Below are 25,293 nucleotides of genomic sequence, written 5' to 3'. Positions count from 1 at the left end.
ACCCGTGCCCGCGCCACCCGCGCCCGCGCCACCCGTGCCCGTGGCGACGCCGGCCGCGACACCGCCCGCGGTGATCGAGCCCGCCACGTCGACGGGCACGGCGGTTGCCGACGTCCCGGTGGTGGTCTCGTTCATGACCGCGCCGCTGGCGACCACGCCACGCCAATGACCCGGGCGGGCGGCATCCCGCGGCGGCGGCCCATCCAGGTCGCCGCCGCGGCAGCCGGTCACCCCTCGGTGAGGGGCACGTCAGAGGGCGGGCTCACCTCGCCCACCACGCGCCAACGAAATCACAGGTCATAGACCGTCACGGGCACGTCGCGACCGCTCAACGCCGAAACCACGAGCGGCTCGACGCTGTCCCAGCGGCCGCCGGCGAGTCCGCAACCGATCCTCGGCATGTGCACCGACGCATCGAGCTCCAGGGCCCGGTCGCCGACCGTCGTCAGGGCACGGCCGATCGCCTCATAACGGACCGGTGGGCCGGAACTGCCCGTCTTGATCCCGTGCTGCCCGATCATGTTGGCGACCCACACCGACGGCTGGACCTCCAGGAGGCGCACCGCGCCCAGGGCGAAGTCGTTGCCGGCGCGTTCCCGATGCCACCGCCGGTAGTCCCGCTCCGGCTCAGGCCAGCGCCGCGACACGGCAAGGACGAATCCGGCGCCCCAGTGGCCCTGGTCGTTGCAGACGTGGGCGATGATTTTTGGTCCGCGTGCCTGCGGGCTGGTCGCGTCGCCTTTGATGATCGTCAACGGGGTCATGGCGACAGCATGCCAGCGGGGTACGACAGAAATCGTCGGGCAGACTGTCCCGGTGACCTTCGCGAACCGGACCGGGGTTCGTGGCGTAGGTTCGCTGGATGACGTCCCGGGTGGAGATCTGGACCGATGGCGCCTGCAGCGGCAATCCCGGCCCCGGCGGGTGGGGGGCGTTGCTGCGCTACGGCGAGGTGGAGAAGGAACTCTGCGGCGGTGAGGCCACCCCGACGACGAACAACCGGATGGAGCTGACGGCGCCGATCCGGGCCCTGGACGCGTTGACCCGGGCGTCGGTCGTCGACCTGCACACCGACAGCACGTACGTCCGCAACGGCATCATGTCGTGGGTCGCGAAGTGGAAGCGCAACGGTTGGCGCACCGCTGCCGGCGAGCCCGTCAAGAACGAGGACCTGTGGCGGCAGCTGGACGCCGCGGTCGGGCGGCACGAGGTCGCCTGGCACTGGGTCAAGGGGCATGCGGGGCACGTGGAGAACGAGCGTGCCGACCGGCTCGCGGCGCGGGGGTTGCGGGAGGCGGTGGGCGTGGCCGAGGTGCCCGCCGCGATGCCGCGGCCCGCCGCGATGCCGCGGCCCGCCGCGATGCCGCGGCCCGCTGCGTTGCGGCCCGCTGCGGTGCGGCCGGCTTCTCCTGGTGATGGCGGGCTTTGCCGGTCCACGACGAAGTCCGGCAAGCCGTGCCCGATCGCGGCGCGGCCGTCCGGGCTGTGTCACGTCCACGATCCGGCCGTGCTGTGCGGCGCGCCCACCAAGCGTGGGACGCCGTGCGGGGTGGCGACCGGTGGGGGACGCTGCGCGGTCCACGGTTCGTAGGGGGTCGTGCGGGAGGTGCCGCAAGAGCGGGCCCTTGATGCGTCTGCTGCGGTGCCGCTGCGTCATTCCGTGATCAGGACAACGGGGCGGTGGGTGGGCGGCGGCGGTTCAGGAGCCACCAGGCGGTGACGAGGTCTTCGGTGTGGTGCAGGTCGAGGCCGGTGAGCTCCTCGAAGCGGTGCACCCGGTACCGCACGGTGTTCTGGTGCACGGCGAGGCGCTGGGCGACCTCGCGGACCTGCTGGTCGCATTCGAGGTAGACGCGGGTGGTCTCCTCGATGTCGGTGGTCGCCCGGGCCGGGGCGTCCAGGGCGTGCAGGTGGCGGGCGGCCAGGCCGGCGGCGATGCGGGTGCTGGACAGGACGAGGGGGCGCGGGCCGAGGTCGGCGAGGCGGACCAGGCCCGACTGGCGGAACTGCTCGGCGGTGGCGAGGGCGAGCACCGCCTCCTGGAAGCCGTCGGGCAACTGGTCGAGCACGGTCGGCGGGCCGGCGGCGACGAGGTGACCGGTGAGATGGTCGGGTGTCGCGGGGGCGATGAAGCCCAGGCAGGTGCCGATCTCGGCGAAGAGCAGCCGGTCCGCCGGCATGCGCAGCGCCGCGGCGATGCCGCGGCGGATGGCGTCGGCGCCGTCCGGGGAGGCGGGCGACGGCGCTCGGGCGGCGAGGGGGACGTGGCGCGCCCGGGGGTCCAGGCCGAACAGGTGGGCGTCGCGGTTGATCTGCTCGGCGGGGAAGGCGCCGCTGAGGACGCCGGCGGCGAAGGTGGAGCGGCGTTCGGCGTCGAAGTGGGCGCGTTCCAGGGCGAGGTCGTGCTGGACGCGGGCGAAGACCGACGATGCCTCGTTGGAGAACTCCCAGGTGCTGTCGTGCACGGCGAGCAGCAGGTCCGCGGGCAGCCCGACCTCGAGGCCGACCTCGTCGAGGAGGGTGAGCATCTCCCGGGAGCCCATCTGGTATCCGGCCGCCAGGACCTCGGGCGGGATGCCGCGGGCGCCCCGCTCGACGGCGAACCGGTTGAGCAGTTCCCGCAGCGCGCCGTCGGGGACGCGCAGGAAGGACAGCTCCGACACCAGGGTGTCCATGAACAGCTGGGCGGTGGCGCGGATCTCCTCGTCGGTGAGGACGCGGTAGCCGGGGAGGTGGTCGCGGGCGAGCTTGAGGAACCGGTGGCCGAACGCGTCCTGTTTGGCGCGCAGCAGCTCGACGGCCCTGGCGATGGTGCGGCGGGTCGGCTCGTCGAGGGTGGCGAGGTCCGGCATGCCGCGACGGGCCGGCCACGCAGCGGGGAACGGGCTGGTCATCGGTCCAGCGTAGGGCACGACTTTGTATCCCAGAACAAAGTCGGGGCATCGAGCTTGGTTTGCACGCCGTAGCTGCGCTGCCGCTGCGCCGCCACACTGTGATGCACCTCATGGCGGCATTTGTTGCGTACGCCATCCAGTGAAAGGCGGCTCAGGTGGCAGGTCCGGTCAAGGAGCGGTCATCGGCGGCGTATGTGCTCGCGCTGTTGTTCGCCGGCAACCTCCTGAACTTCTACGACCGGGCGTTGCCCGCGGTCGTGCTGGAGCCGATCAAGGAGGAGTACGGGCTCGACGACACCCAGGTCGGCATCCTCGCGTCGGCGTTCGTGCTCGTCGCGGCGATCGCCGGGGTGCCGCTCGGGCGGCTGGCGGACCGGATCCCGCGCCGGACCGTGGCGGGATGGGGTCTGTTCGCCTGGAGTGTGTTCACCGCCGCGGGTGGGGTACTGACCAGCTTCTGGGGCTTCCTCGCTTCGCGGGTCGGGGTCGGTGTGGGCGAGTCCAGCTACGCGCCGGCGACCGGTTCGCTGCTGTCGGACCTGTACCCGAGCGAACGCCGCTCCCGGGCCAACGCCGTGTTCATGCTGGGCTTCCCGATCGGCACGCTGCTGGCGTTCTTCACCGCCGGTGGCCTCGCCGTCGCGTTCGACAGTTGGCGGGCGCCGTTCCTCATCGCCGCCGTGCCCGGGATCGTCGTCGCGCTCCTCGTCCTGCGCATCCGGGAACCGGAGCGGGGCGCCGCCGAGCCGGTGAGCGTGGAGGCCACCACGAAAGGCCCGAGCGTGTGGAAGGTGAGGTCGGTGTACGGGCTGATCCTCGCGTTCGCCGGATACAACTTCGCCGCGTACGCCATCGGGACGTTCCTCACCCCGGTGCTGCAGCGGTACTACGGCCTCGACCTGGTGCAGGCCGGCGCCGTGGGTGGGGTCGTCATCGGTATCACGGGTCTGGTCGGGCTGCTCATCGGTGGTCGTACCCTCGACGCGGCGGCCCGACGGTCACCGACGGCGCGGGTCCAGGTGGCCGTGCTCAGCCTGGCCGGGGCCGCGGTGCTGACCGCGGCCGGTCTCGCCGCGGGCCGGGACGCGTTGTGGCAGCTGGTGCTGTTCCTGAGCCTCGGCTACCTGCTCGGTGTCATCTACCTCGCCGCGGCCGTCCCGGTCATGGCCGACGTGATCCGGCCCGCGCAGCGATCCGGCGCGATCGGGCTGATGGGCGCGGTCGGCTACCTGCTCGGCGGCGCGGGCGGCCCGATCGTGGTCGGCATCGTCTCCGACGCCCTGGCCGGCGGAAACGCCGGCGGGGCGGCGGCCGAGGCGCAGGGGCTCAAGACCGCGATGCTGATCGCCGTGCCGCTGGCCCTCGCCGTCGCGGCGGCCGGGATGCTGCTCGCCGCCCGCTTCGTCCACACCGACCGCGACGCGATGCTGGCCGGGGCCCAGGCATGACGGAGGAACAGCATGCGACGGTCATCGTCGTCGGCGGCGGGTTCTCCGGCATCGCGCTGGGCCGGGCGCTGCGGACGGCGGGCGAAACCGATTTCGTCATCCTCGAACGCGAACCCGACACCGGCGGGGTCTGGCAGTCCAACACCTACCCGGGCTGCACCTGTGACGTGCCATCGCACCTGTACTCGTTCTCGTTCGCGCCCAACCCCGACTGGTCCTCCACCTACTCTCCCCAGCCGGAGATCCGCTTGTACCTGCGGCGCTGCGTCGAACAGTTCGGCCTGCGCCCGCATCTGCGCACCGGGGTCGAGGTCGAGGAGGCCAGGTGGGACGAGGACGGACAGCGCTGGCACGTCACCACGAACCACGGGACGTGGACGGCGCAGGTGCTGGTGAGCGCCATGGGACCGCTGACCGAGCCGAAACTGCCGGACGTGCCGGGCATCGAGCGGTTCCGCGGCACGATGATGCACTCGGCGCGCTGGGATCACGGCGCCGACCTCACCGGCAAGCGGGTCGCGTCCGTCGGCACCGGCGCCTCGGCGATCCAGTACGTGCCGCACCTCGCCAGGCAGGCGGGCACGCTGTACGTGTTCCAGCGCAGCGCGCCGTGGATCACGCCGCACGACAAGCGGCCGATCAGCGACGCCGAACGGGATCGATTTCGTAGCCGGCCGTGGCGGCAGAAGCTCGAGCGCGGCAAGGTGTACGCCGGCAAGGAGCTGCTGGTCCTCGGCATGGCCAAGTACCCACGGCTGATGCGGCTGCTCGAAGGCGTCGCGCGCAAGCACCTGGAGCGGCAGGTCGCCAACCCAGGTCTGCGCCGCGCCGTCACCCCCGACTACACGTTGGGGTGCAAACGGATCGTGCCGTCCAACGACTGGTATCCGGCGCTGCAGCGGCCCAACGTCGAGCTGGTGCCGCTGGCGCTGCGCGAGATCCGCGAGCACAGCGTCGTGGACGCCGACGGGGTGGAGCGCGACGTCGACGTCATCGTTTTCGGGACCGGCTTCCACGTCACCGACATCCCGTTCGCCGGCAAGGTCCGAGGCCGGGACGGCGCGCTGCTCAGCGACGTGTGGGCGGGCTCGCCCCGCGCGTATCTGGGCGTGGCGATTCCCGGCTTCCCGAACTTCTTCATGCTGCTCGGCCCCAACTCCGGTCTCGGGCACAGCTCGATGGTCTACATGATCGAGGCGCAGGCCGAGCACGTGAAGAACGCCGTCGTCGCGCTGGACCGGGCCGGTGCCACGGCGATCGAGGTGCGGCGGGACGTGCACGACGCGTACAACTCCGAAATCGACCGCAAACTGGCCAGGACCGTTTGGGAACTGGGCGGCTGCCGCACCTTCTACCAGGATGCCAACGGCCGCAACGCGACGATCTACCCCGACTGGACGTTCCGGTTCCGCCGCAAGGCCGTCCGCTGGCGACCGCTGGCCTACGACCTGACGGGCGCGGGGGAGACCCGATGAAGGCGGTGACCCTGACCGGCGGCCGGCTCGAACTCGCCGACCTGCCCACCCCGCGGCCCGGCCCCGGCCAGCTGCTCGTCGAGGTCCGGCGGTGCGGCATCTGCGGCTCGGACCTGCACGCCCGCCGGCACGGCGACGAACTCGCCGACGTGCTCGACGTCTGCGGCTATCCGCGGTATCTGCGGTCCGGGCAGCGGGTGGTGCTGGGCCACGAGATCTACGGCCAGGTCGTGGAGCGGGGCCCCGCGACGGCCGGCCGGCTCCGTCCGGGCACTGCCGTCGTCGCCGTTCCGCTGGTACGCCGCGACGGCCAGGTGGACGGCATCGGCCTGTCGGAGCACGCCCCCGGCGGGTACGCCGAGCACGTCGTGGTCCAGGAGTCGCTGACCATGCCGGTGCCGAACGGGCTGGCGCCGGACCTCGCCGCGCTCACCGAACCCCTCGCCGTCGCCTGGCACGCCGTGAACCGGGGCGAGGTGACGCGCAAGGACGTCGCGGTCGTGCTCGGCTGCGGGCCGGTCGGGCTCGCCGTCATCGCCGTGCTGAAGGCCCGCGGCGTCGCCACGGTCGTCGCCAGCGACTACTCCGCGGCCCGGCGCGCCCTGGCGCAGCGGTGCGGCGCCGACGTCGTGGTCGACCCGGCCACCGGTTCGCCGTGGGAGGCGATCGGTGGGCGCGGTTTCGTGACGGGCATGCCCGCCGAGTACACCGCCGGCATCGACGCCATGGAAGGGCTGGCGCGGCTGCCGGTGCCGTGGTGGGCGGCCTGGCGGGTCCTCGACAAGGTCGGCGCGACCAGCCCGAGGCGTCCCGTGGTGTTCGAGTGTGTTGGCGTGCCCGGGATGATCGACGGCGTCCTGGCCGCGGCGCCGCTGCACGCGCGGATCGTCGTCGTCGGGGTCTGCATGGGCGCCGACACGTTCCGGCCGGCGCTGGCGGTGAACAAGGAGCTCGACGTGCGGTTCGTCGTGGGGTACACGCCGCTGGAGTTTCGCGACACCCTCCACGCCCTGGCCGCCGGCAGGCTCGCGGTGGCCCACATCGTCACGGGCCACGTCGGGCTGGCCGGGGTCGCGGACGCGTTCACGGCCCTGTCCGACCCGGAGGTGCACGCGAAGATCCTCATCGATCCTGGGCGATGACGTCGACGCGGTTGGTCCAGATCCCGCCGGTCCAACCGTCGGGCAGCTCGGCGAGGTCGGCGGGCGTGTCGAAGCCCGCCGACCACTCGCCCTCGCCGCGGACCAGCACGACCCGGGTGTCGACGCCGCGCATCCGGGCCACGAACAGGTTCGGCCAGCCCCACAGCCACCGGCCGTAGCGGGCCGGCAGCGGCAGCTCCAGGTGCCGGCAGCTGTCCGGGACGTGCCCGGTCCAGCCGATGCCCGCGTAGTCGATGAGGCAGGACTTGATGGTCGCCCGTGACGCGGTCCGCACCTGCGGCAGCCGCCGTCGCACGGCCGCGACGGCGGTGTCGCCGCCGGTGACCGTGACCGTGGCGAGCCGGTCCGCGGGCAGCGTCCCGAGGAAGTCGGCGAGGGCGTCGCCGTCGGCCTGCTGGTCGCGTTTGAGGTCCACCTTGAACGCCCGGCCGGGCAGCGCGGCGAACACCTCCGCCACGGTCGGCAGCAGCCCGACCCCGGATCCGCGCAGCGGGAAGGAGGTTCCGTTGTCGCTGGTGTACCCGTAACCGATGTCGAGCCGCCGCAACTCGTCCATGGTGTGCTCGCCGACGGTGCCGGTGCCGTCGGTGCGGCAGTCGAGCGTGGCGTCGTGGAAGACGGCGAGCTGGCCGTCGCGGGTCAGCTGCACGTCGATCTCGGCCTGGTCGGCGCCCGCGTCGAACGCCGCCCGCAGCGACGGCAGCGTGTTCTCCAGGTGCGGCACCTGCGGCGGATGGATGATCCTGGCGGTGCAGGTGTCGGCGGTGACGCCGGCCAGGTCGAACGTCTGCGCGATCCCGCGGTGCGCGAGCAGGAACGGCCGCTGCCCTTCCTCGCGTCCGGCGATCGTCGAGCTGTTGCGCAGGTACAGGCCGGCGCCGCCGACGAGCACGACAGCCAGGGTGACGGCGACGCGCCGAGGCCATCGGCGGGCCCGGGCCGGCGGGGTCGGCGGGGCCTGTGGGTCAGTGGGCACCGTGGCAGCCTGGCAGGGCGCCGCGGGCGGCGGGAAGCGGCGAAGGACGTAGCCCGACCGGCCCTTTGGTCCCGGTCGTGTCGCGGGCTGCCCTCATGATCCGGAAGACCTTGTGTAGTCAGGGTGCACAAGGTCTTCCGGATCACTGGAGCAGGTTGCGGGCGAGCAGGGCGGCCTGGGTGCGGCTGGCCACGTCCAGTTTGGCCAGGACGTTGCTGACGTGGGTCTTGACGGTCCGCTCCGCCAGGTCGAGCTCGGCGGCGATCTCCCGGTTGCCCATGCCCTGCCCGAGCAGGTCCAGGACCTCCCGCTCGCGGGGCGTGAGCGTGCTCAGGTCGGGGCCGCGCCCGGCTTGGGCCGGCCGCCGCGGCCACAGCAGCTCGGCGGCGGACGCGCTCAGCGGCCGCACCCCGGCGTGCGCGCCCCGCACCGCCGCCGCGAGCTCGGCGCCGGTCGCGTCCTTGAGCACGAACCCGTCGGCCCCGGCGGTCAGGGCCCGCTGGATGTCGGCGGCGCTGCCCACGGTCGTCAGCATCAGCACCTTCACCGCGGGCTGCCTGGCCCGTAGCTCGCGCATCGTCGTGACCCCGTCGGCGCCGGGCAGGTACAGATCCAGCAGGATGAGATCGGCCCGCACCGGGTCGCGCAGGAGCTCGGCGCCGTCGGTGAACCCGGCGACCACCTCGATGTCGGGCTCCGCGCCGAGGATCAGGGCGAGACCTTCGCGGACGAGGGCCTGGTCGTCGACGATGGCGAGCCGGATCACCCGGCCGATGATAGTCAGGGGGAACGCGATGCCGGCCGTGCTTCGCGCGCACTGGCGGATCGCGATCGACCTGGCGCTCTACGCGACCCTGGTCACGCTGTACGTCCTGTCCGGCACGGTGATCAGCGTGCCGCTCGCGGTGGCGCAGCTGGTGCCGCTGGTGTGGCGCCGCCGCGCGCCCGGCACCGTGCTCGCCGTGATCAGCGTGGCGACCGCGGCGCACTCGTTGCTCGGCATGGGCCGCGCCGTGGGGTACCTGCCGGTGTCGCTGGCCGTGTACGGCGCGGCGACGCAGCGCTCTCCCGCGGTGCGGTGGGGCGTGTGCGGCGCGGCCACGGTGCTGGTCACGGTGGCCGGGGCGATCCGGCGCGGCCCGGTCGAGGGTGGCCTGCTGGCGGCCGTGGCGCTGACCGTCACCTGGCTCGCCGGCGTCGAACGCGGCGAGCACCTCCGGGAGCGCGCCTCGATCGCCGGGCTGCGCCTGGAGCGGCGCCTCGCCGAGCAGGCGGCGGCCACGGCCGGCTCCCGCGAGCGGCTGGCCCGGCGGCTGCACGACAGCCTCGCCCACACGATGACGGTCATGCTGGTGCAGGGCGAGGCATTGCGGGCGACCGCCCGGCTAGCACCGGCCGACGAGCACCGCCTCGACACCGTGCTGCGGGCCGGCCGGGACGCCCTCGCCGAGGTCCGCCTCGCCCTGGCGGAGGAGGCCCAGCGGGACACCGCGGCCGCCCTCGCCGAGCGGCTCGACGCGCTGCGGGACGCCGGGTTGTCGGTGCCGCCGGCCCTGACCGGGGACCTCGCCGCCCTGCCGGCGGGCCTGCACGACGTGGCGTTCCGGCTGGTGGGGGAGGTCGCCACCAACGCGCTGCGGCACGACGGGCCCGGGACCCGCCTGCTTGCCGCCGTCGATCGCGACGGTGACCGCTGGACCCTGCGCCTGACCAGCCGCCGCCCGCCTGCCGCAGGCGCGATCGGTTCGGCCGGCGGTGGGGGGTACGGGCTGCGCAGCCTCGAAGCCGACGTCCTCGCCGCCGGTGGGACGCTGCGCTACGGGCCGCGGGACGGCGGCTGGCAGGTGATGGCGTCGTTCGAGCACCGGCCGCACCCCGATGACGGGCCGGGCGTGCCAGCGGGAGGCGATTGAGCGGGCTGCGGTTCACGGGGGAGGCGTTCACGGGGGAGGCGTTCACGCGTCAGGGTGAAGCGGGTGCCTGCGGTGCGGGCGGCCACCTACGCTGTGGGGCGACACAGGGAGGTGGCGTGCAGGGACGGTTGCGTGCCGTCGCGCAGCTTGCCGTCGCCGTGCTGGTGGCCGCGCTGACCGCGATCGTCGTCAACAACATGCCGCCACTGACCGGGCCCCGGCTGGTCGTCGTGGCGGTCGCGTCGCCGGTCGCGCTGCTCGGCGGGCTCTGGCTGGAGATCTTCGCCGGCACCCGGGACGAGCCGAGCCCACGTCCCCGGCGCGGCGGGTGGCGCCGCCAGCTCCGGCGGTTCCTGCGCACCTGGCGCGGCGTCCTGTCCTCCGTCGCGATCGTCGGCGTCGTGGTCCTCGTGCCACTGCTGTTCGCCCATCCCTGACTGCCGCCCTGACTGCCGCGCGGTCCGGGTCGTCGGCCGTTTGTCGGTCGGGTGGCAGGACAGGCCGGGCGTTCGCGGGGTGGAAGGGGCAGACTGGGCGGCATGGTGAAGGCGCGGCCCGCGGCCGGCGGGGGACGGTGGGTCGAGATCTCCCCGGAGCGGCTCAAGGGGTGGCTCGACGGGTTCTACGGCCGGCACAACGGTGCGACCGAGGACGCCCTGACCCTCACCGGGGCCAGCAACGGCGACACCGCCACCCTGCACCCGTCGCCGGGGCTGGACGGGGTGACCGACATCGACGGGCTGCTGCAGGGCATCGCGAAACCGCCGCGGATCGGGCTGCTGCTCGTGCGGCGGGGGGCGGCGGCGGTCGGGGTCGCCGACGGCACCACGCTCGAGACGTCCAAGGTCGAACGGTTCTACGTGCAGGGGCGCACCGCCGCCGGTGGGTGGTCGCAGCAGCGGTACGCCCGCCGCCGCGGCAACCAGACCGACGCCGCCGTCGACGAGACGGCCGACATCGCCGCCCGGATCCTGTCCGGCCACACCGATCTCGCCGCGCTCGTGTGCGGCGGGGACCGGGCCATGATCGACCTGGTGCTGGAGGACCCGCGGCTGGAGCGGATCGCGGCGCTGCGGCACCCGCACCTGCTCGAGGTGCCCGAGCCGCGGCTCAACGTCCTGGAGGACGCGGCGGTCACGGCGAGAAAGATCCGCATCCATCTGGTGCCGTAGGGGCGCTACGCTGTCCTGGGTCGCGCCCCCTCCTCACGAGAGTGGTTCGTCGATGGTTGACGTGGTGGATCGGATCGACGTCGCGTTCCGCGGCGAGGGCAGCGGCGTCGCGGAGCTGACCTGGGGACAGCAGTCCATGCTGATGACCATGGAGCGCGAGCGGTCGTGGCTGGCGATGGGCGGGCATCAGCCGGTCGCGCCGGGCGCCACCGTCGCCGACGTGGTCGCCGAGCTGCGGTATTCGCTGGAGCGCTATCAGTCGTTCCGGACCAGGCTGCGCCACGACGGGCCGCTGCAGGAGGTGCATGCCGCCGGGACGCTGGCCGTCGAGGTGTACGAGTCCGACGACCCGACGGCGTTCGCCGCCGAGGTCGAGCACGGGTTCCGGACCGCCCAGCCCGACCTCGTCGAGGACTGGCCGCTGCGCGCCGCCGTCGTCTGCCGCGACGGCCGTCCCGAGCGGCTCGTCGCGATCATGCCGCACCTGGTGACCGACGCGATCGGTGCCGGGGTCATGGTCGCCGAGGCCACCGCCCGCGTCGCGACCCCGGTCACGGGCCCGCAGCCGCTCGAACTGGCCGCGTGGCAGCGCTCCCCGTCCGGCGACCGCTGCAGCGCCGCCGCCGTGCGGCACTGGGAGCGGCACCTGCCGTCGGTGGCGGTGCTGTCCCCGGTGCTGGAGCCGGACCGGCAGCGGTTCCCGAAGGCGCGGTTCACCTCTCCGGCGATGGCGGTCGCGGTCGGTGCCGTCGCCGCCCGGACCGGCGTCGACCCGGCGACGATCCTGTCGACCGCGTTCATGATGGCCGTCGGTCAGGTCACGGGCACCGGCGAGGTCGCGGTCCGGCAGCTGGTGAGCAACCGGTTCCGTGCGGGCCTCGCCGAGGTGGTCAGCCCCCTGGCGCAGCTCGGCCTGTGCGTCGCCGACGTGTCCGGCCCGCTGGACGAGGCGCTCGGCCGGGTCGCCCGGGCGTCCCTGGCCGCGCAGAAGCACGCGTACTACAACCCGTTGCGGCTCGCGGAGCTGCTCGCCGGCTCGGACACCGACGTCACCCGCACCGTCTGCTACAACGACCGCCGCACCCGCCGCGCGGCCGCCCCCGACGCGTCGCCCGGCGACGGCGTGTTCGAGTGGGTCGGCGCGTCGACCGGGCCGACGGAGCCGCTGTTCCTGCACATCGACGACGAGCCCGGCGCGCTGGTCCTCACCGTCGACGTGGACACCGCGTTCCTGTCCCGCACCGACGCGGAGACCGTCGTGCGCACCATGGAGTCCCTGGTCGCCGGCGGCCGCGCGGGTTAGGCGACGTCAGCGTCCGGTCGCGGTCCACGCCCTCCGTGCGGGATAGGCGACGTCAGCGCCCGGTCGCGCTCCGCGCGGGATAGGCGACGTCAGTGCCGGTTGCGGTCGACGTCCTCCGTGCGGGTTAGGCGAGGTCAGCGTCCGGTTGCGGTTGACGTCCTCCGCGGGGCTTTGGCTGTGGCCGGGGTGGTGTCCCGGTTCGGGTGGTCGCGGCCGCAGGTCGCGTCGCGGCCGTTCGCGGCCGCGGGCTTGTTCACGGCCGCAGGCCGTGTCCGCGCAACTGTGCGCGGACCTGGCAGGGAGGCCGTTCACGGCCGACCGGTGGCTGACGGGAGCGGCGGTCGTGCCCACGGCGGACCGGAGCCATGCCCTGAAGTCTCACCCTTACGAGACGCGGTAGCCGCCCTGCGCCGTGGCCTGCTCGTTGAAGGCGGCGAACTCCTCGACCCAGTCGCGCAGCTGTGTCGGCTGGTCGTAGTAGAACAGGGCCATGTCGCCGATCAGGTCGGCGTCGAGGGCGGCACGCAGCCGGGCGGCGATGAAGGCGCACTGCGCCGCGGTCACCTGCCAGCCGTCGTTGGAGCTGAAGTGGCCCACCGGGACGGTGTCGGCGGAGGGCGCGAACCGTTCGTTGCCGAACAGCCGGGCCAGGCCGTCGCCGGCGACGGCGCCCGCCTCCAGCATGACGAGCCGGACGTGACCCATCTGCCAGTCGTTGAGGCGGTAGCTGGTGCCGGCATCTTCGGCGGCGAAGTCGTATCCCACCGGGACAGGGTAGTGCAGGCGCGTTGCGCACCGCCTGGAATTGCTGTAGTACTTCATTGTGCAGTACGTAACTGATGACGACGGGCGGCTGTTCGACCCCGGGACGCGGGCGGCACTGGAAGAGGTCGGCGGCGGTGATGTGCTGCCGTTGCTCGAGGCGGCCGCGGCGGTGCGGTCCGCGGCGGCGGCGATCGAGCACCTGCGGTCCGCCGGCACCGGTGGGCGCGGGCTCAGTGCCGGCGGGTTCGACCTGCTCCTGCGGTTGCGCGCCGGCGGCGACGGCGGCCTGCCGCTCGGTGAGCTCGCGCAGGCGCTCGGCGTCACGCCCCGCAACGTCACCGGGCTCGTCGACACCCTCGAGCGGGAGGGTCTGGTGCGGCGCGTGCCGGACCCGGCGGACCGGCGGTCGGTGCGGGCCGTCGCGACCGCGGAGGGGCTGGCCTGGCTGGACGCGTTCCGGGCGCCGACCCGGGCGGCGATGGCGGCCGTGTTCGCCGGGTTCGACCCCGCCGAGGCGTCGCAGTTGCGTGACCTGTGCCTCCGGCTCGTCCTAGGTGTGCGAGGAGTGCGAGAACGATGAAGACCATCGATGTAGTGCGGGCCTATCACGACGCTCGGTTCAGTGGCGACGTCGCGGCTGCGGTCGCGTTGACCGGGACGCCGTTCCGGTTCGAGAGCCCGATGCTGCGGTTCGACGACGCGGCCGGGCATCTCGCCGGCCTGCCCGACTTCCTGCGCGTCGTCACCGGCGTCGACCTGCGCAGCGAGCTGTACGGTGCCGAGGAAGCGACGCTCGTCTACGACGTGCACACCGCGACGCCGGTCGGCACGCAGCGCACCGCCGAGCACTTCCGCCTCGCCGGCGGGCTGATCACGTCGATCACGCTCATCTTCGACGCGACCCCGTGGCAGGCACTCCGACCGGCCGTCGGCTAGCGGGTGGGCAGCTCGAGCCAGACGCATTTGCCCGTCGCCGGCTGCGCCCGGTCGACGCCCCAGCGGGTGGCGAGCGCCTCGACCAGTGCGAGCCCGCGGCCGTGGTCGGCGTCCGGGGCGGCGTGACGGGTCACCGGCGGCGCCGTGACGTGGTCGCAGACCGTGACGCGCAGCGTCTCCTCGTCGAGGCCCAGCCGCACGGCGGTGACGCCGCCCGCGTGCACGACCGCGTTCGTGACGAGCTCGCACAGCAGCAGTTCGGTGTCGTCGTGCAGGTGACCGCGCGACCGGCGGCCGACGAGTCTCGGCAGGGCAGCACCCAGCCAGCGGCGGGCGCGGCCGACGACCGCGACGTTCCCGCCGTCGGTGGGCCGCCACACGAGCTGGTGATTGGTCATGATCCTCAGACCGCCTCGGTGCACTGGGTTCGATGTCCTGATACCCACCGGGCCCTCCTTCAACCAGTGGCGTAGCCGGCGGCGCCCGGGTACGCCCGCCGTGGTAGCGGCCGACCGGTCCTGAGGATGACGACCGGCGGGTCCGGCGTCCCTAGGCTGGGCGGGTGGACCAGAGCCGGGTGGTCATCGGGGGGCGGTGGGACCGGTGGTGCCGGCGGCCATGGCTGCCGGCGCTCATCGGTGCCCTGCAGATCGCCACGACCGTCGCCGCCGCGCAGCGGGTCACCGAGCGGCGGCCCGTCGATCTCATCGCGGTCGCGCTGCTCGCCGCCGGGCCGCTGCTGCTGTATGCCTGGCACCGCGCGCCCGGGGCGGTGCTGGCCGGCAACTTCGCCGCGACGGCCGCGTACTACACGCTGAACTACCGGTTCGGGCCGGCCGCGCTGAGCCTCGCCGTCGCGACGGTGGTCACCGTGGCGGCCGGCCGGCGGCGCACGGCGTGGCTGGTGACGGCGCTCGGCCTGCCGGCGTACCTGCTCGTCAGCGCCGTGGTCGGCCGGCAGGAGACACCGGGACCCGTCGCGGTCGTGGCGATCGCCGCGGTGCTGTGCCTGCTGCTCGCCGCCGGTGAGGCGGTGCGGGTCACCGAGGAACGCCGGGCCGAGGCGCGGCGGGCCGGCGTCGCCGAGCAGCGGCGGCGGGTCAGCGAGGAACGGCTCCGGGTGGCCCGCGACCTGCACGACGTCCTCGCGCACCACGTGTCGCTGGTGAACGTGCAGGCGAACGTGGCGCTGCGGCTGTTCGACCGGGACCCGGAGCAGGCCCGCGCGTCGGTCGCGGCGATCAAGGAGGTCAGCCGGGAGACCCTGGACGACCTGCGGGCCGCGCTCGCCGTGCTGCGCCAGGACACCGAGGTGCCGCGGCGGCCGAGCGCCGGGCTGGGCCAGCTCGACGAGCTGCTGGCCCGCTCGGACGAGGCCGGCCTGCGGGTGACGAAGACCGTCGACGGCCCGCCGCGGCAGCTGCCGACCGCGGTGGACCTCGCGGCGTACCGGATCGTGCAGGAGGCCGTCACCAACGTGCGCCGCCACTCCGCCGCCGGGACCGCCACACTGCGGATCGCGTATGACGACGAGGCGGTCGCCGTCACCGTGCTCGACGAGGGCCCGGCCAACGGACCGGCCGGCGACGGGGACGGCATCGCCGGGATGCGGGAACGGGCGGCGGGGCTGCACGGGTCGTTCGAGGCCGGCCGCCAGTCCGGGGGCGGGTTCAGGGTGCATGCGCGGCTGCCGTACCGGAGCCCGACGTGATCCGGGTCGTGCTCGCCGATGACCAGGCGCTGATGCGTGCCGGGCTGCGGGCGCTGCTGCAGGACGGCGGCGGGATCGACGTGGTCGCCGAGGTCGGCGACGGCGAGGCGGCGGTGCGCACGGCGGCGGAGCTGCGGCCGCACGTGGTGCTCATGGACGTGCGGATGCCGGTGATGGACGGCCTCGAGGCGACCCGGCGCATCGCCGCCGACCCGCGGCTGGACGCGGTGAAGGTCCTCATCCTCACCACGTTCGAGATCGACGAGTACGTGTTCGACGCGCTGCGGGCCGGCGCGAGCGGGTTCGTGCTCAAGGACAACGAGCCCGACGACCTGATCCGCGCGATCCAGGTGGTCGCCGCCGGTGACTCGATGCTCGCGCCCAGCGTCACCCGGCGGTTGGTCGAGGAGTTCGCGTCGCGGGCCAAGGTCTCCCGGCCGGCCGAGGCGCTCACCGCGCTCACCGACCGGGAGCGGCAGGTCATGCTGCTGGCCGCGCAGGGGCTGACCAACGACGAGATCGCCGCGCGGCTGTTCGTGAGCCTGGCGACGGCGAAGACCCACATCAGCCGCGCGATGACCAAGCTGCGCGTCAGGGATCGCGCGCAGCTGGTCATCATGGCGTACGAGACGGGCCTGATCCGGCCGGGCTGGATGACCTGAGCCGCTTAGATTCTCAGTTGCTCACGTCGCGGCGGGAGAATGCGATGAAACCGGCCGTGACCGCGAGCGCGATGTACACCAGCACGCCGGCGAGCCCGTGGCTGTAGGGGACGCTGCCGGGGATGCCGGTGACCGCGCCCGCGAGCAGGCCCGGCAGCACGTGCCCGGCGGCCGGCCAGGTGTGGTCCGCGATGTTCTCGACCATGATGAACCAGAACAGCGCGACCCCGACGGCGACGGCGGTCGAGCGCAGCAGCACCCCGAGCGCGAGCCCGATCGCGCCGTAACTCAGGGCGGCGAGGAGCGCGTTGGCGTAGCCGGTCGCGGCGTCGGCCAGCCACGGCCCGGTCGGCGTGCCACGGGCGGCGGTGACGACCGCGGCGGAGGCCACGCTCACGGCGAGCGCGACGAGCAGCGCGCCGGCGGTGCACACGACCAGGGCGAGCGCCTTGCCGGCGAGGAGCCGGTCCCGCAACGGCTGGCGCAGCAGCAACGTCCGCAGGGTGCCCAGCCCGTATTCGGTGGTGACGCCGGTGAGGAACACGACCAGGACGACGACGCCGACGAGCCGGGACGCGTTGGTGAACCCGGCCGTGAGCCGCTCCGGCGGGGTCGGGGCGGTGGCGAACGTCAGCACCGTCACCAGGATCGTGCAGCCGATCAGGGCGCCGAGCGCGCCGTACAGCACGCGGGGCCGGCGCAGCTTCATCAGTTCGGCCGTGAACGTTCGGGTCATGACGTTCCCTCCGTGGATGTGAACATGCTCAGGTAGTGCTCCTCGAGGTCGCCGCCACCGGCGAGCAGGTCCCGGGTCGGGCCCTGGAACAGCCGCCGGCCCTCGCCGATGACGATCAGCCAGTCGCAGACCTGTTCGACCTCGGCGAGCAGGTGCGAGGAGACCAGGACGGTCCGGCCGTCCTGGTTGATGGACCGCACGATCCCGCGCATCTCGCGGATGCCGGCGGGGTCGAGCCCGTTGGTCGGCTCGTCGAGGACGACCAGCGCGGGGTCGCCGAGCAGGGCCGCCGCGATGCCGAGGCGTTGCCGCATGCCGAGGGAGTAGCTCTGATACGAGCTCGCCCCTCTCGCCGCGAGCCCGACCCGCTCCAGCACCGCCGGGATGCCGGCCGGGTCGAGGCCGCCGAGGGTCGCCTGGACGGCGAGGTTCCGCGCGCCGGACAGGCCCGGGTAGAACGCCGGGCTCTCGATCAGCGCGCCCACCCGCGGCAGGTACCCGGCCGGCTGGGTGAGCGGCACGCCGTTCACGCTGCCGGTGCCGGCGTCGGGCCGCACCAGGCCCAGCAGCATCCGCAGCGTCGTGGTCTTGCCGGCGCCGTTCGGGCCGACGAACCCGGCGACCACGCCCGCCGGCACGTCCAGGTCGAGGTGATCCACGACCGTCCGGGCGCCGTACCGTTTCGTCAGCCCCCGGGTACTGATGGCAGTTGTCATGTCTCGCATCGTGGCCCGGATCCCGCCGCGGGTCGTCAGGCCGGGGGACCGGTCCGCCGGTACCGCGGCCGTCGCACTCCCTGCTCCCCGACTCCACCGCGCGGCTGAGCCGGCGCCCCCAGGTGTACCACGGGAGGATGAGTGTCCCGTGTGGACCGTGGTACGACGCGCCGGCGGCCTGCGACGACCAGCATGGAGCCCATGCGAAGACTCTCCGACGGCCGCTGGGTCGGCCTGCTCGGCATCGGCTGGTTCGTGCTGTTCATCGTCGGTGCCGCCGTCCTGCAGGGCGAGCCGCCACCCGCTGGCGCCCCGGTCGCGCAGGTGCGCGACTTCTTCCACACCGCCGGGCGGCAGTACCTGGTCGGCGACCTCGTCGCCGGCTGCGCGTTCATGCTGCTGCTCCTGCCATTCGGCGTCCTGCTGCCCCGCGCCCTGTCCACTGTGGACCGCCCGGCGCCGTGGTGGTCGCCGCTGACCGCGGCCGGCGTGGTGGGGCTGGTGACGGTCGGCGGCGTCGCCACGTCCTTCCTCGACGCCGTCGCGATGGCCCGCGGCGACACCCGGCTCGACGACTCGACGGTGGCGGCGCTGCTCTACGCCAACAGCGCCGGCATCGCCCTCATCGGCCTGCCGGCGGCGGTGTTCGCCGCGTCCGCCGCGACCCTGGTCCGCCACGCCGCCGGCCCCGGCGTCATCGCCGGCCTGGGCTGGCTCGCCGCGGCCCTCCTGGTCGCCGGCGCGGCCTTCCCGATCGCCGGCGACGCGCACGGGCCACTGTGGACGGTGCGGTTCGTGAGCTTCCTGACCCTGGCCGCGTTCGTCCTAGCGACGTCGGGGTACCTCCTGACCCGCGGCCCGCGCGGAGCACCTGGGGCCTGACGCGCGTCTCAGGAAATGGTCGTGGTCAGGTCTGCCGGGTTGGTCGGCGACGGGCGGCGGGGGCGCAGCGCGGGGGCGGTGGCGGCGACGAAGAGCGACAGCACGACCGGGATGGCCAGCGCGCCGGGCAGCCCGACGGCCTTGCTGGCGCCGCCGATGACGACCGGGCCGAGCAGGAAGCCGAGGTAGCCGATGCCGACGACCCGGGCGAGGGCGCGCCCCGCCGCGTCCGGGTTGCGGTCGCCGGCGGCCGAATACACCTGCGGGGCGATGAGCGCCATGCCGGCGCCCAGGCACGCGAACCCGGCGACGCCGGCCGGCGGCGCGTCGATGAGCAGCGCCGCGCCGAGCCCGCCGGCGGCGAGCAGGCCGCTGGCCCGGACGAGCAGGACCGGTCCGAACCTGGTGGTGAGCCGGTCGCCGAAGAGCCGGGTGACCGTCATCGCCACGGAGAACGCGGCGAACGCGGCCGCCGCGAAGCCGGCCGAGCTGTGCAGGTTGTCGCGGAGGTACACGGCGCTCCAGTCGGCGGCGGCGCCCTCACCCACGAGCGCGCAGCAGACCAGGACGCCGAGGAACAGCACCCCCCGCACCGGCCCGTCCTGACCGGACGGCTCGGTGCTCCGCGGTGCGGGTGCGGTCCGGGGCAGCGCCCACCACGCGGACCAGGCGGCGAAGGCCAGCATCGTGCCGCCGACGGCCGTGAACGTGGTGCGCGGCCCGACGCCGGCGTGCGCGAACAGGCCGCCGGCGCTCGCGCCGATGAAGCCGCCGATGCTGTACACCGCGTGGAACGACGACATGATCGGCCGCTGCCAGGCCCGCTGCACCTCGATCGCGTGCGCGTTCATCGCGATGTTCAGGGTGCCGTGCACCGCTCCGAACACGAACAGCGCGGCGGCGAGGGTCGCCAGGTTCGGCGCGTACGCGGGCGGGATCAGCACCAGACCCTCGGCGAACGCGACCGGCAGCATCACCCGCCGGCTGCCGAACCGGTCCACCAGCCGCCCGGTCAGCTGCATCCCGGTGATCGCCCCGGCGGCGAACGCCAGCAGCGCGATGCTCAGCCCGCCGTCGTCGAGCGACAGGTCCCGCTTGATCGCCGGGATCCGCACGGTCCACGCCCCGAGCGTGATCCCGAAGAGCAGGAACAGCAGCGCGGTCGCGACCCGCGCCCGCACGAGGACACTGCGTTGCGGCACGGCGGCACTCCAGGGGACGGCGGGGGTGGTCCCGCCGATTCTCCTGCACCGCCCGGCGTTTAGCATCAGCTTGTGCAGTTCCGCGAAGCCGTCCACGACGACCTGCCCGCGATTGTGGCGCTGCTCGCCGACGACATCCTCGGCAAGGCCCGGGACGCCCCGGTGGTCGACGAGGCGTACGAGCGGGCGTTCGCGGCCGTCACCGAGGACCCGCGCAACCAGCTCATCGTCGCCGACGACGGCGGTGCGGTCGTCGCGTGCCTACAGGTGACCTACATCCCAGGGCTGGGTCGGCACGGCGCCGAGCGGGCGCTCGTGGAGTCGGTCAGGGTCCGCGCGGACCGGAGGGGCCACGGTCTCGGCGCACGACTCATGATGTGGGTCGTGGACCGGGCCCGGCTGCGCGGCTGCGCGCTCGTGCAGCTCACCACCGACAAGCGGCGGCCCGATGCGCATCGGTTCTACGAGCGACTGGGGTTCGTCGCCAGCCATGAGGGAATGAAACTTCCACTGGAATGACGGGCCCGCACGACGCTGTGCGGGGAGCCTGAACGGCTCAGGCCGGCTCGATCTGGCTGCCGTCGACCTTGATCGCGATCTCCTTGAGGCCAGTGGTCGCCGGGCCGCTCATCCGTGCGCCGTCGGCGATGGCGAAGGTCGAGTTGTGCGCCGGGCACGTCGCGACGCCGTCCTTCGGCGGACTCACCTTGACGCCCTTGTGGGGGCAGGCGGCGTTGTACGCCTTGAAGGTGCCGGCGACGGGCTGGACGACCAGGACGTCACCGACGATGGTCCCACCGCCGACCGGGACGTCCGACGTGCTGGCGAGGCTGGCCGCAGGGGAGGGGATGGTCGCCGTGGTCGCCGCCTGCTGGGGTGCCGCGGTGGAGGGCGGTGCGGGATCGTCCCCGCACGCCGTGAGCAGACCGGCGGCGCCGGCGCCCACCAGGAGTGCGCGTCTGCCCGCGCACCAACGTACAGACATGATTGAGCTCCTTCCGTCGTGTACCGACCCCGCACGGTACGCAGAAGGAGCATCGATGGCAATGAATTGCCGTTTCTTTCATTGCCTTTGAGGGCCTGTTAAGGCAGGTGCCGGCCCCCGCGTCGTTGCGGGGACCGGCACCTTGTCAAAGGGTCAGGTCAGAGGGTCAGGCGAGCGTGAAGCGCCACTGCTGGTTGGTGCCGCCGTGGCAGGTCCACTGCAGCAGGCGGGCGCCGTCGGCGGTGGAGTTGCCGTTGACGTCCACGCACAGGTTGCTGTTGACGTTCTTCACCGTGTAGACGCCGGACGTGCCGGTCGGGGTCACGATGAACTTCTGGTTGTTGCCGTTGTTGCAGGTGAACTGCTGCAGGAAGGCGCCGTTGACGGTCGAGGAGCCGATGATGTCGAGGCACTTGCCGCTGTGCACGGCCTTCAGGTAGACCGCGCCGCCACCGGCGTCGACGGCCTGCCACTTCTGGTTGTTGCCACCGGTCGGGGCCCACTGGATGATCTGGGCCTCGTCAGCGGTCGACACGCCGTTGACGTCGACGTTCTTGCCGCTGTGCTGGGCGGTCAGCGTCCACGTCTTGCCCGCCACGCCGCCGGTGTTCGGGGTGCCGACACCGGCCCCGCCGAAGGTGAACGAGTCCAGGTCGAAGCCGTTGTTCGCACTGTTCTTGAACACCATGTACAGCGTGTGCGTGCCGGACAGCGCGGCCGTGTTGACCGTCGCCGTGTTGGCGTAGTTGTCCCAGCCGCCGGTGCTGGCGATGGGCGTCGTCGCCAGCAGGGTGCCGGTCGGCGAGTCGGCGCGCAGCTCGATGGAGCCGCCGCCGGTCGGCGTGGACACCCGGTAGGTGACGTTGGTGATGCCCTGCAGGCTCATCGGGTTGAACGAGATCCAGTCGTTGTTGGAGATGTCCCCGATGCGCTTCGTGCTCTCCGCCCCGGCCTGGTCGATGACCCGGATGCCGGACTGGGCGGTGAAGTACTCCGCCTGCTTGTGCTTCGGCTGCAGGATGGCCTGGCCGTAGCCGGTCAGCGGGGCCGCGCCGCCCGCGCCGCCGTTGTCGGTGTAGTGGGCGATGAGGGCGTAGAACAGGTTCGCCCCGTCAGGGTGCCCGCCGAGCAGGTCGGTGGAGATGGTGCCGGAGCAGCCGGGGTACTCGGTCGTCTCGTGCAGGTGGTCGTCGTGGCCGAGCGCCGGGTTGACGTACACCTTGGAGCAGTCGATCGCCGCGCCACCCGGGTCGGTGACGGTCACCGTGTAGGAGACCTGGTCGCCGAAGTTGAGCATGCCGCCGTTGACCGGAGTGCTGACCGTGACGGTCGGCGCGGTGTTGCCGACGGTGATCTGCACGTTGGCGAAGCCGGTCTTGCCGGTGTTGTCGGTGACCTTCAGCTGGGCGGTGTAGTTGCCGTTGGTGGAGTACGTCTTGGCGGGGTTCGCCGCCGTCGACGTGGTGCCGTCACCGAACGTCCACAGGTAGCTGATCGTGTTCCCGGGGTCCGGGTCGAGCGATCCGGCGCTGGAGAACTGCACGCTCAGCGGCGCGTTGCCGTTGGTCACATTGGCGGAGGCCTTGGCGATCGGCGACCGTCCACCTTGGACGTAGTCGATGCGGTAGAGGCCGGAGTCGTTGTTGCCGCCGCCGAAGCTGGAGCCCCATTCGAGCAGGTACAGCGATCCGTCGGTGCCGAACTCCATGTCCATCGGCTTGTTGAAGTTGCCGGCGGGCAGGAACGTGTTGGTCCGGGTGACGGCGGTGCTGCTGTCGAAGTGGACCTCCTTGACGAAGTTGCGCGACCACTCGTAGAAGAAGCTCACGCCGTCGTAGTACTGCGGGAACTTCGTCGACGACGTGCTGGCGGCGTTGTACCGGTAGACCGGGCCGCCCATCGGGGCCGAGCCACCGGAGCCGAGCTCGGGGAAGTTCGGCGAGGCGCCGTAGCCGTACCACAGGTTCGGCGCGACGACGGGCTTCAGGTTGACCAGGCCGGTGTTGTTGGGCGAGTTGTTGACCGGCGCGGCGCAGTTGAACTTCGCGCCGACGACGCCGGTGTCCGGGTTGTAGGGCGCGTAGGGCTGGTTGTCACCGTGGCAGAACGGCCAGCCGTAGTTGCCGGCGGCCTTGATGACGTTGAGCTCCACGAGACCTTCGGGCCCGCGGTTCGTCGTCGGCAGGCCCCGGTCCGGGCCGTAGTCGGCGAGGTGGACCCAGCCGGTGGTGGGGTCGATGGAGAAGCGGAACGGGTTGCGGAAGCCCATCGCGTAGACCTCGGCCCGCGTCTGCGCCGTCCCTTGTGGATAGAGGTTGCCGCTGGGGATGGTGTACCCGCCGGCGGCGGCCGGACGGATGCGCAGCAGCTTGCCCCGCAGGTCGTTCGTGTTGCCCGCGGTGCGTGCGGCGTCGAGGTATGCCTTGCCGGCCCGCCAGTCCAGCGGGGCGTAGCCCTGCCAGTTGCTGTCGAGGTTCGGCGCGACGTCGTCACCGGTGCCGATGTACAGGTTGCCGTCCGGCCCGAAGGCGATGTAGCCGCCGGTGTGGCCGGGCTCCGGGGACGTGCGGTCCCGGGTGGCGGGGATGTCGATGATGGTGACCCCGCTGGACATGTTGAGCGTGTCACCGCTCAGCGTGTACCGCGACACCCGGTTGATGTCGGTCGTGCTGCTGGCCGGCGAGTGGTACACGTACACGTAGCCGTTGGTGGCGAACGCGGGGTCCAGGGCCAGGCCGGTGAGGCCGTCCTCGCCGCCGGTGTAGACGCTCAGGGTGCCGGCGGTGACGGTGGTGTTGGTGCTGGGCTTGAAGATCTTCACCTGCCCGGCCCGCTGCACGTAGAGGACCCGCCCGTCCGGCGCGACGGCGAGGGCCATCGGGTCGGCGGTGTTGTCGTCCAGGGTGCGCTTCTCGAAGTTGCCCCAGACGGTGCCGCCGCAGTCGCCGGCGAGGTTGCCGGCCGCCCAGCGCACGCCACCGAGGACGTGGTTGCGGAAGTTGGTCTCGCTGTAGGACTCGATCGCGTGGCCCATGGCGGTGGTCCAGACCCGCCCGCCGCCGGTGTTGCGGCACCAGGAGATCGGGTGGTCGCTGCCCATGGCGGAGCCGCCGGGGTTGTAGGTGCGTTCGTCGGCGGTCACGAGCACGTGGACGTCGCCGCGCGGGTTCTTGTCGAAGTTGTACCACTCCTCGCTGCGGTTCCACCGGTCCGGCAGGCCTGCCGTGGACGGGTGGGCCTTGTCGGCGACGATGGCCTGGCCGGCCAGGACGCCGGGGGAGTGGGCCGGCATGTGCGCGCCGGCGTTGACCGTCTGGTCCCACCACGGGTATTCGGTGTCGATGCCCATGTCGGTGGCGTTGTGGATCGCGACGATCCCTCGGCCGCTGGCCAGGAAGCCCTCGACGGCGGACCGCTGCGCGGCGGTGGTGAACACCAGGCCCGAGGTCTGGAACATGATGAGGACGTCGTAGGTGGCGAGGTTGGCGGTCGTGAAGACGGCCGGGTCCTCGGTCTGCACGACCTCGAAGTTGTTGGCGGCGGCCTGCTGCTGGAACATGGTGATACCGGCGGGAATCGAATCATGTCGATACCCGAGTGTTCCGGTGAACAGCAGCGCGCGGAAGGCGGGCGCCGCCGCCGCGGGCTTGACGAGCGCCATCGCGAGGAGCATCCCCACGATCGTGCCCAGGATCAACGTACTTCTTCGCATGCCGTTTCCTCTCGGCGGGACAACGCGATGCGGGCCATGGGCGCACGGCAGCGCCACCCGTGGACAGGGCTGAGTGACGTGTGGGTGATCCGGTCGAGTCGCTGCCGTCCGCCGCGACGGACAGTGACATCGACCGGATGAGGACGCGTCAGCTGCCGTGACGAAGAGTCACATCGATGGGCTCTTCTGTCATGGCTCGCGGCGCCAAGCCTGCTCCGGCGGACCTTTTGAAGTCAATACGGACAACAGACGGGCAGCTCATAACGCTTTTTGGAGCCAATTTCTGTGCGCGGAGAGCACGGTTTCGTAGCTGTTTCGTCTTGATCGGATTACGTCATTGCCAGCCGGCGCTCGGAGCTTTAACGTGACGGACACGATCTTTTGTCTGATCCAGCAGAAGTGCTGCAGGTGTCACCGGAAGATCTAGCGATGTGAAGTCCGCTGCTTACCTTCAGTGCTGCTCGGGGTTGCGATCGTCGGCGCGGTCATGCCCGGAGGTGACACGCCGTTATGAGAAATCGCCATGGCATCGAACTCGCTGCTCACGCTCCGAAGTTTTGCCGAGGCGCCACACCCCATTGGAGCACACGTGAGACGTACCACGTCCGTCGTCGCGGCCATGAGTGCCGCGTTGTTGATCTT

26 protein-coding genes are annotated in these 25,293 nt (G+C 72.6%); 14 read left to right on the top strand and 12 right to left on the bottom strand.

Translation table 11 applies throughout. From position 1 onward, the window contains the following. Positions 1–290: 290 nt before the first annotated feature. Complete coding sequence (locus tag Dsi01nite_RS00130) at positions 291–764, bottom strand: macro domain-containing protein (RefSeq protein WP_203843875.1); 474 nt, start codon at positions 762–764, stop codon at positions 291–293. A 98-nt stretch (positions 765–862) separates the two neighbouring features. Between Dsi01nite_RS00130 and rnhA the strand changes: the two genes are divergently transcribed. Next, positions 863–1,591 carry a ribonuclease HI gene (gene rnhA / locus Dsi01nite_RS58805; protein WP_203843874.1) on the top strand — a complete coding sequence of 243 codons (729 nt, stop codon included), beginning with the start codon at positions 863–865 and terminating at the stop codon, positions 1,589–1,591. Between the two features lie 73 nt (positions 1,592–1,664). Here rnhA and Dsi01nite_RS00120 read toward each other — a convergent pair whose 3' ends face one another. After that, positions 1,665–2,894 carry a PucR family transcriptional regulator gene (locus tag Dsi01nite_RS00120; protein ID WP_203843873.1) on the bottom strand — a complete coding sequence of 410 codons (1,230 nt, stop codon included), beginning with the start codon at positions 2,892–2,894 and terminating at the stop codon, positions 1,665–1,667. A 155-nt stretch (positions 2,895–3,049) separates the two neighbouring features. Between Dsi01nite_RS00120 and Dsi01nite_RS00115 the strand changes: the two genes are divergently transcribed. From Dsi01nite_RS00115 to Dsi01nite_RS00105, 3 genes are read left to right on the top strand one after another with little or no spacing between them, the layout of a single operon-like run. Further along, positions 3,050–4,342 (top strand): spinster family MFS transporter, encoded by a 1,293-nt coding sequence (locus tag Dsi01nite_RS00115; protein ID WP_203843872.1) that lies wholly within the window; start codon positions 3,050–3,052, stop codon positions 4,340–4,342. Continuing rightward, positions 4,339–5,817 (top strand): flavin-containing monooxygenase, encoded by a 1,479-nt coding sequence (locus tag Dsi01nite_RS00110; protein WP_203843871.1) that lies wholly within the window; start codon positions 4,339–4,341, stop codon positions 5,815–5,817. Before Dsi01nite_RS00115 ends, Dsi01nite_RS00110 begins: the two co-directional genes overlap by 4 nt. Beyond that, positions 5,814–6,959: a zinc-binding dehydrogenase gene (locus Dsi01nite_RS00105; RefSeq protein ID WP_203843870.1), complete on the top strand. Its 1,146-nt coding sequence runs from the start codon at positions 5,814–5,816 to the stop codon at positions 6,957–6,959. The genes Dsi01nite_RS00110 and Dsi01nite_RS00105 overlap by 4 nt, the downstream gene beginning before the upstream one ends. Here the strand turns inward: Dsi01nite_RS00105 and Dsi01nite_RS00100 are convergent. Both Dsi01nite_RS00100 and Dsi01nite_RS00095 read right to left on the bottom strand, forming a co-directional pair. After that, a complete protein-coding gene (locus Dsi01nite_RS00100) occupies positions 6,940–7,956 on the bottom strand; it encodes a glycerophosphodiester phosphodiesterase family protein (RefSeq protein WP_203843869.1) in 1,017 nt (338 codons plus the stop codon). The genes Dsi01nite_RS00105 and Dsi01nite_RS00100 overlap by 20 nt on opposite strands. A 142-nt stretch (positions 7,957–8,098) precedes the next feature. Continuing rightward, entirely contained in the window at positions 8,099–8,722 is a 624-nt protein-coding gene (locus Dsi01nite_RS00095) for a response regulator (protein WP_203843868.1), read from the bottom strand. 28 nt (positions 8,723–8,750) lie between these two features. On the opposite strand from Dsi01nite_RS00095, the gene Dsi01nite_RS00090 reads away from it, so the two are divergent. From Dsi01nite_RS00090 to Dsi01nite_RS00075, 4 genes are all read left to right on the top strand, one after another. After that, a complete protein-coding gene (locus Dsi01nite_RS00090; RefSeq protein WP_203843867.1) occupies positions 8,751–9,869 on the top strand; it encodes a sensor histidine kinase in 1,119 nt (372 codons plus the stop codon). Positions 9,870–9,985: 116 nt separating this feature from the next. After that, positions 9,986–10,306 (top strand): hypothetical protein, encoded by a 321-nt coding sequence (locus tag Dsi01nite_RS00085; RefSeq protein WP_203843866.1) that lies wholly within the window; start codon positions 9,986–9,988, stop codon positions 10,304–10,306. A gap of 102 nt (positions 10,307–10,408) precedes the next feature. Then, entirely contained in the window at positions 10,409–11,041 is a 633-nt protein-coding gene (locus Dsi01nite_RS00080) for an acVLRF1 family peptidyl-tRNA hydrolase (RefSeq protein ID WP_203843865.1), read from the top strand. A 52-nt stretch (positions 11,042–11,093) separates the two neighbouring features. Continuing rightward, a complete protein-coding gene (locus Dsi01nite_RS00075; protein WP_203843864.1) occupies positions 11,094–12,344 on the top strand; it encodes a condensation domain-containing protein in 1,251 nt (416 codons plus the stop codon). Between the two features lie 384 nt (positions 12,345–12,728). Here Dsi01nite_RS00075 and Dsi01nite_RS00070 read toward each other — a convergent pair whose 3' ends face one another. Further along, complete coding sequence (locus tag Dsi01nite_RS00070) at positions 12,729–13,109, bottom strand: hypothetical protein (RefSeq protein WP_203843863.1); 381 nt, start codon at positions 13,107–13,109, stop codon at positions 12,729–12,731. Between the two features lie 58 nt (positions 13,110–13,167). Between Dsi01nite_RS00070 and Dsi01nite_RS00065 the strand changes: the two genes are divergently transcribed. Continuing rightward, on the top strand, positions 13,168–13,689 hold the full coding sequence (locus Dsi01nite_RS00065) for a MarR family winged helix-turn-helix transcriptional regulator (protein ID WP_203843862.1): 522 nt from the start codon (positions 13,168–13,170) through the stop codon (positions 13,687–13,689). Beyond that, the gene (locus Dsi01nite_RS00060) at positions 13,686–14,045 is read left to right on the top strand and encodes a hypothetical protein (RefSeq protein ID WP_203843861.1); all 360 of its coding nucleotides are present in this window, start codon (positions 13,686–13,688) and stop codon (positions 14,043–14,045) included. The genes Dsi01nite_RS00065 and Dsi01nite_RS00060 overlap by 4 nt, the downstream gene beginning before the upstream one ends. Here Dsi01nite_RS00060 and Dsi01nite_RS00055 read toward each other — a convergent pair. Next, positions 14,042–14,443: an ATP-binding protein gene (locus Dsi01nite_RS00055; RefSeq protein WP_203843860.1), complete on the bottom strand. Its 402-nt coding sequence runs from the start codon at positions 14,441–14,443 to the stop codon at positions 14,042–14,044. The genes Dsi01nite_RS00060 and Dsi01nite_RS00055 overlap by 4 nt on opposite strands. A gap of 164 nt (positions 14,444–14,607) precedes the next feature. Here Dsi01nite_RS00055 and Dsi01nite_RS00050 point away from each other — a divergent pair, with 164 nt between their 5' ends. Both Dsi01nite_RS00050 and Dsi01nite_RS00045 read left to right on the top strand, forming a co-directional pair. Continuing rightward, complete coding sequence (locus tag Dsi01nite_RS00050) at positions 14,608–15,756, top strand: sensor histidine kinase (protein WP_203843859.1); 1,149 nt, start codon at positions 14,608–14,610, stop codon at positions 15,754–15,756. Then, the gene (locus Dsi01nite_RS00045) at positions 15,753–16,418 is read left to right on the top strand and encodes a response regulator transcription factor (RefSeq protein WP_203843858.1); all 666 of its coding nucleotides are present in this window, start codon (positions 15,753–15,755) and stop codon (positions 16,416–16,418) included. The genes Dsi01nite_RS00050 and Dsi01nite_RS00045 overlap by 4 nt, the downstream gene beginning before the upstream one ends. Before the next feature lie 13 nt (positions 16,419–16,431). On the opposite strand, the gene Dsi01nite_RS00040 is transcribed toward Dsi01nite_RS00045, so the two are convergent. Next, positions 16,432–17,154: a DUF2705 family protein gene (locus Dsi01nite_RS00040; RefSeq protein WP_203843857.1), complete on the bottom strand. Its 723-nt coding sequence runs from the start codon at positions 17,152–17,154 to the stop codon at positions 16,432–16,434. Further along, a complete protein-coding gene (locus tag Dsi01nite_RS00035) occupies positions 17,151–17,870 on the bottom strand; it encodes an ABC transporter ATP-binding protein (protein ID WP_203843856.1) in 720 nt (239 codons plus the stop codon). The genes Dsi01nite_RS00040 and Dsi01nite_RS00035 overlap by 4 nt, the downstream gene beginning before the upstream one ends. 201 nt (positions 17,871–18,071) lie before the next feature. Between Dsi01nite_RS00035 and Dsi01nite_RS00030 the strand changes: the two genes are divergently transcribed. Next, positions 18,072–18,752: a hypothetical protein gene (locus Dsi01nite_RS00030; RefSeq protein WP_203843855.1), complete on the top strand. Its 681-nt coding sequence runs from the start codon at positions 18,072–18,074 to the stop codon at positions 18,750–18,752. Positions 18,753–18,760: 8 nt separating this feature from the next. Here the strand turns inward: Dsi01nite_RS00030 and Dsi01nite_RS00025 are convergent, their stop codons facing one another. Beyond that, positions 18,761–19,954, bottom strand: coding sequence for an MFS transporter (locus Dsi01nite_RS00025; protein WP_239135570.1), 1,194 nt, complete (start codon positions 19,952–19,954; stop codon positions 18,761–18,763). A gap of 72 nt (positions 19,955–20,026) precedes the next feature. Here Dsi01nite_RS00025 and Dsi01nite_RS00020 point away from each other — a divergent pair, with 72 nt between their 5' ends. After that, complete coding sequence (locus Dsi01nite_RS00020; protein WP_203843854.1) at positions 20,027–20,473, top strand: GNAT family N-acetyltransferase; 447 nt, start codon at positions 20,027–20,029, stop codon at positions 20,471–20,473. Between the two features lie 37 nt (positions 20,474–20,510). Here Dsi01nite_RS00020 and Dsi01nite_RS00015 read toward each other — a convergent pair whose 3' ends face one another. The 3 genes from Dsi01nite_RS00015 to Dsi01nite_RS00005 form a co-directional block, all read right to left on the bottom strand. Continuing rightward, positions 20,511–20,939: a Rieske (2Fe-2S) protein gene (locus Dsi01nite_RS00015; protein ID WP_203843853.1), complete on the bottom strand. Its 429-nt coding sequence runs from the start codon at positions 20,937–20,939 to the stop codon at positions 20,511–20,513. A 166-nt stretch (positions 20,940–21,105) separates the two neighbouring features. Beyond that, positions 21,106–24,651, bottom strand: a complete 3,546-nt coding sequence (locus tag Dsi01nite_RS00010) for a ThuA domain-containing protein (RefSeq protein WP_203843852.1) — start codon at positions 24,649–24,651, stop codon at positions 21,106–21,108. 423 nt (positions 24,652–25,074) lie between these two features. After that, on the bottom strand, positions 25,075–25,293 hold a 219-nt coding region (locus Dsi01nite_RS00005), incomplete at its 5' end, for a hypothetical protein (protein WP_203843851.1).

The sequence above is a fragment of the Dactylosporangium siamense genome (assembly GCF_016862795.1).
GTDB classification, from domain to species: domain Bacteria; phylum Actinomycetota; class Actinomycetes; order Mycobacteriales; family Micromonosporaceae; genus Dactylosporangium; species Dactylosporangium siamense.
This window is presented reverse-complemented; position numbering and strand designations above follow the sequence as displayed.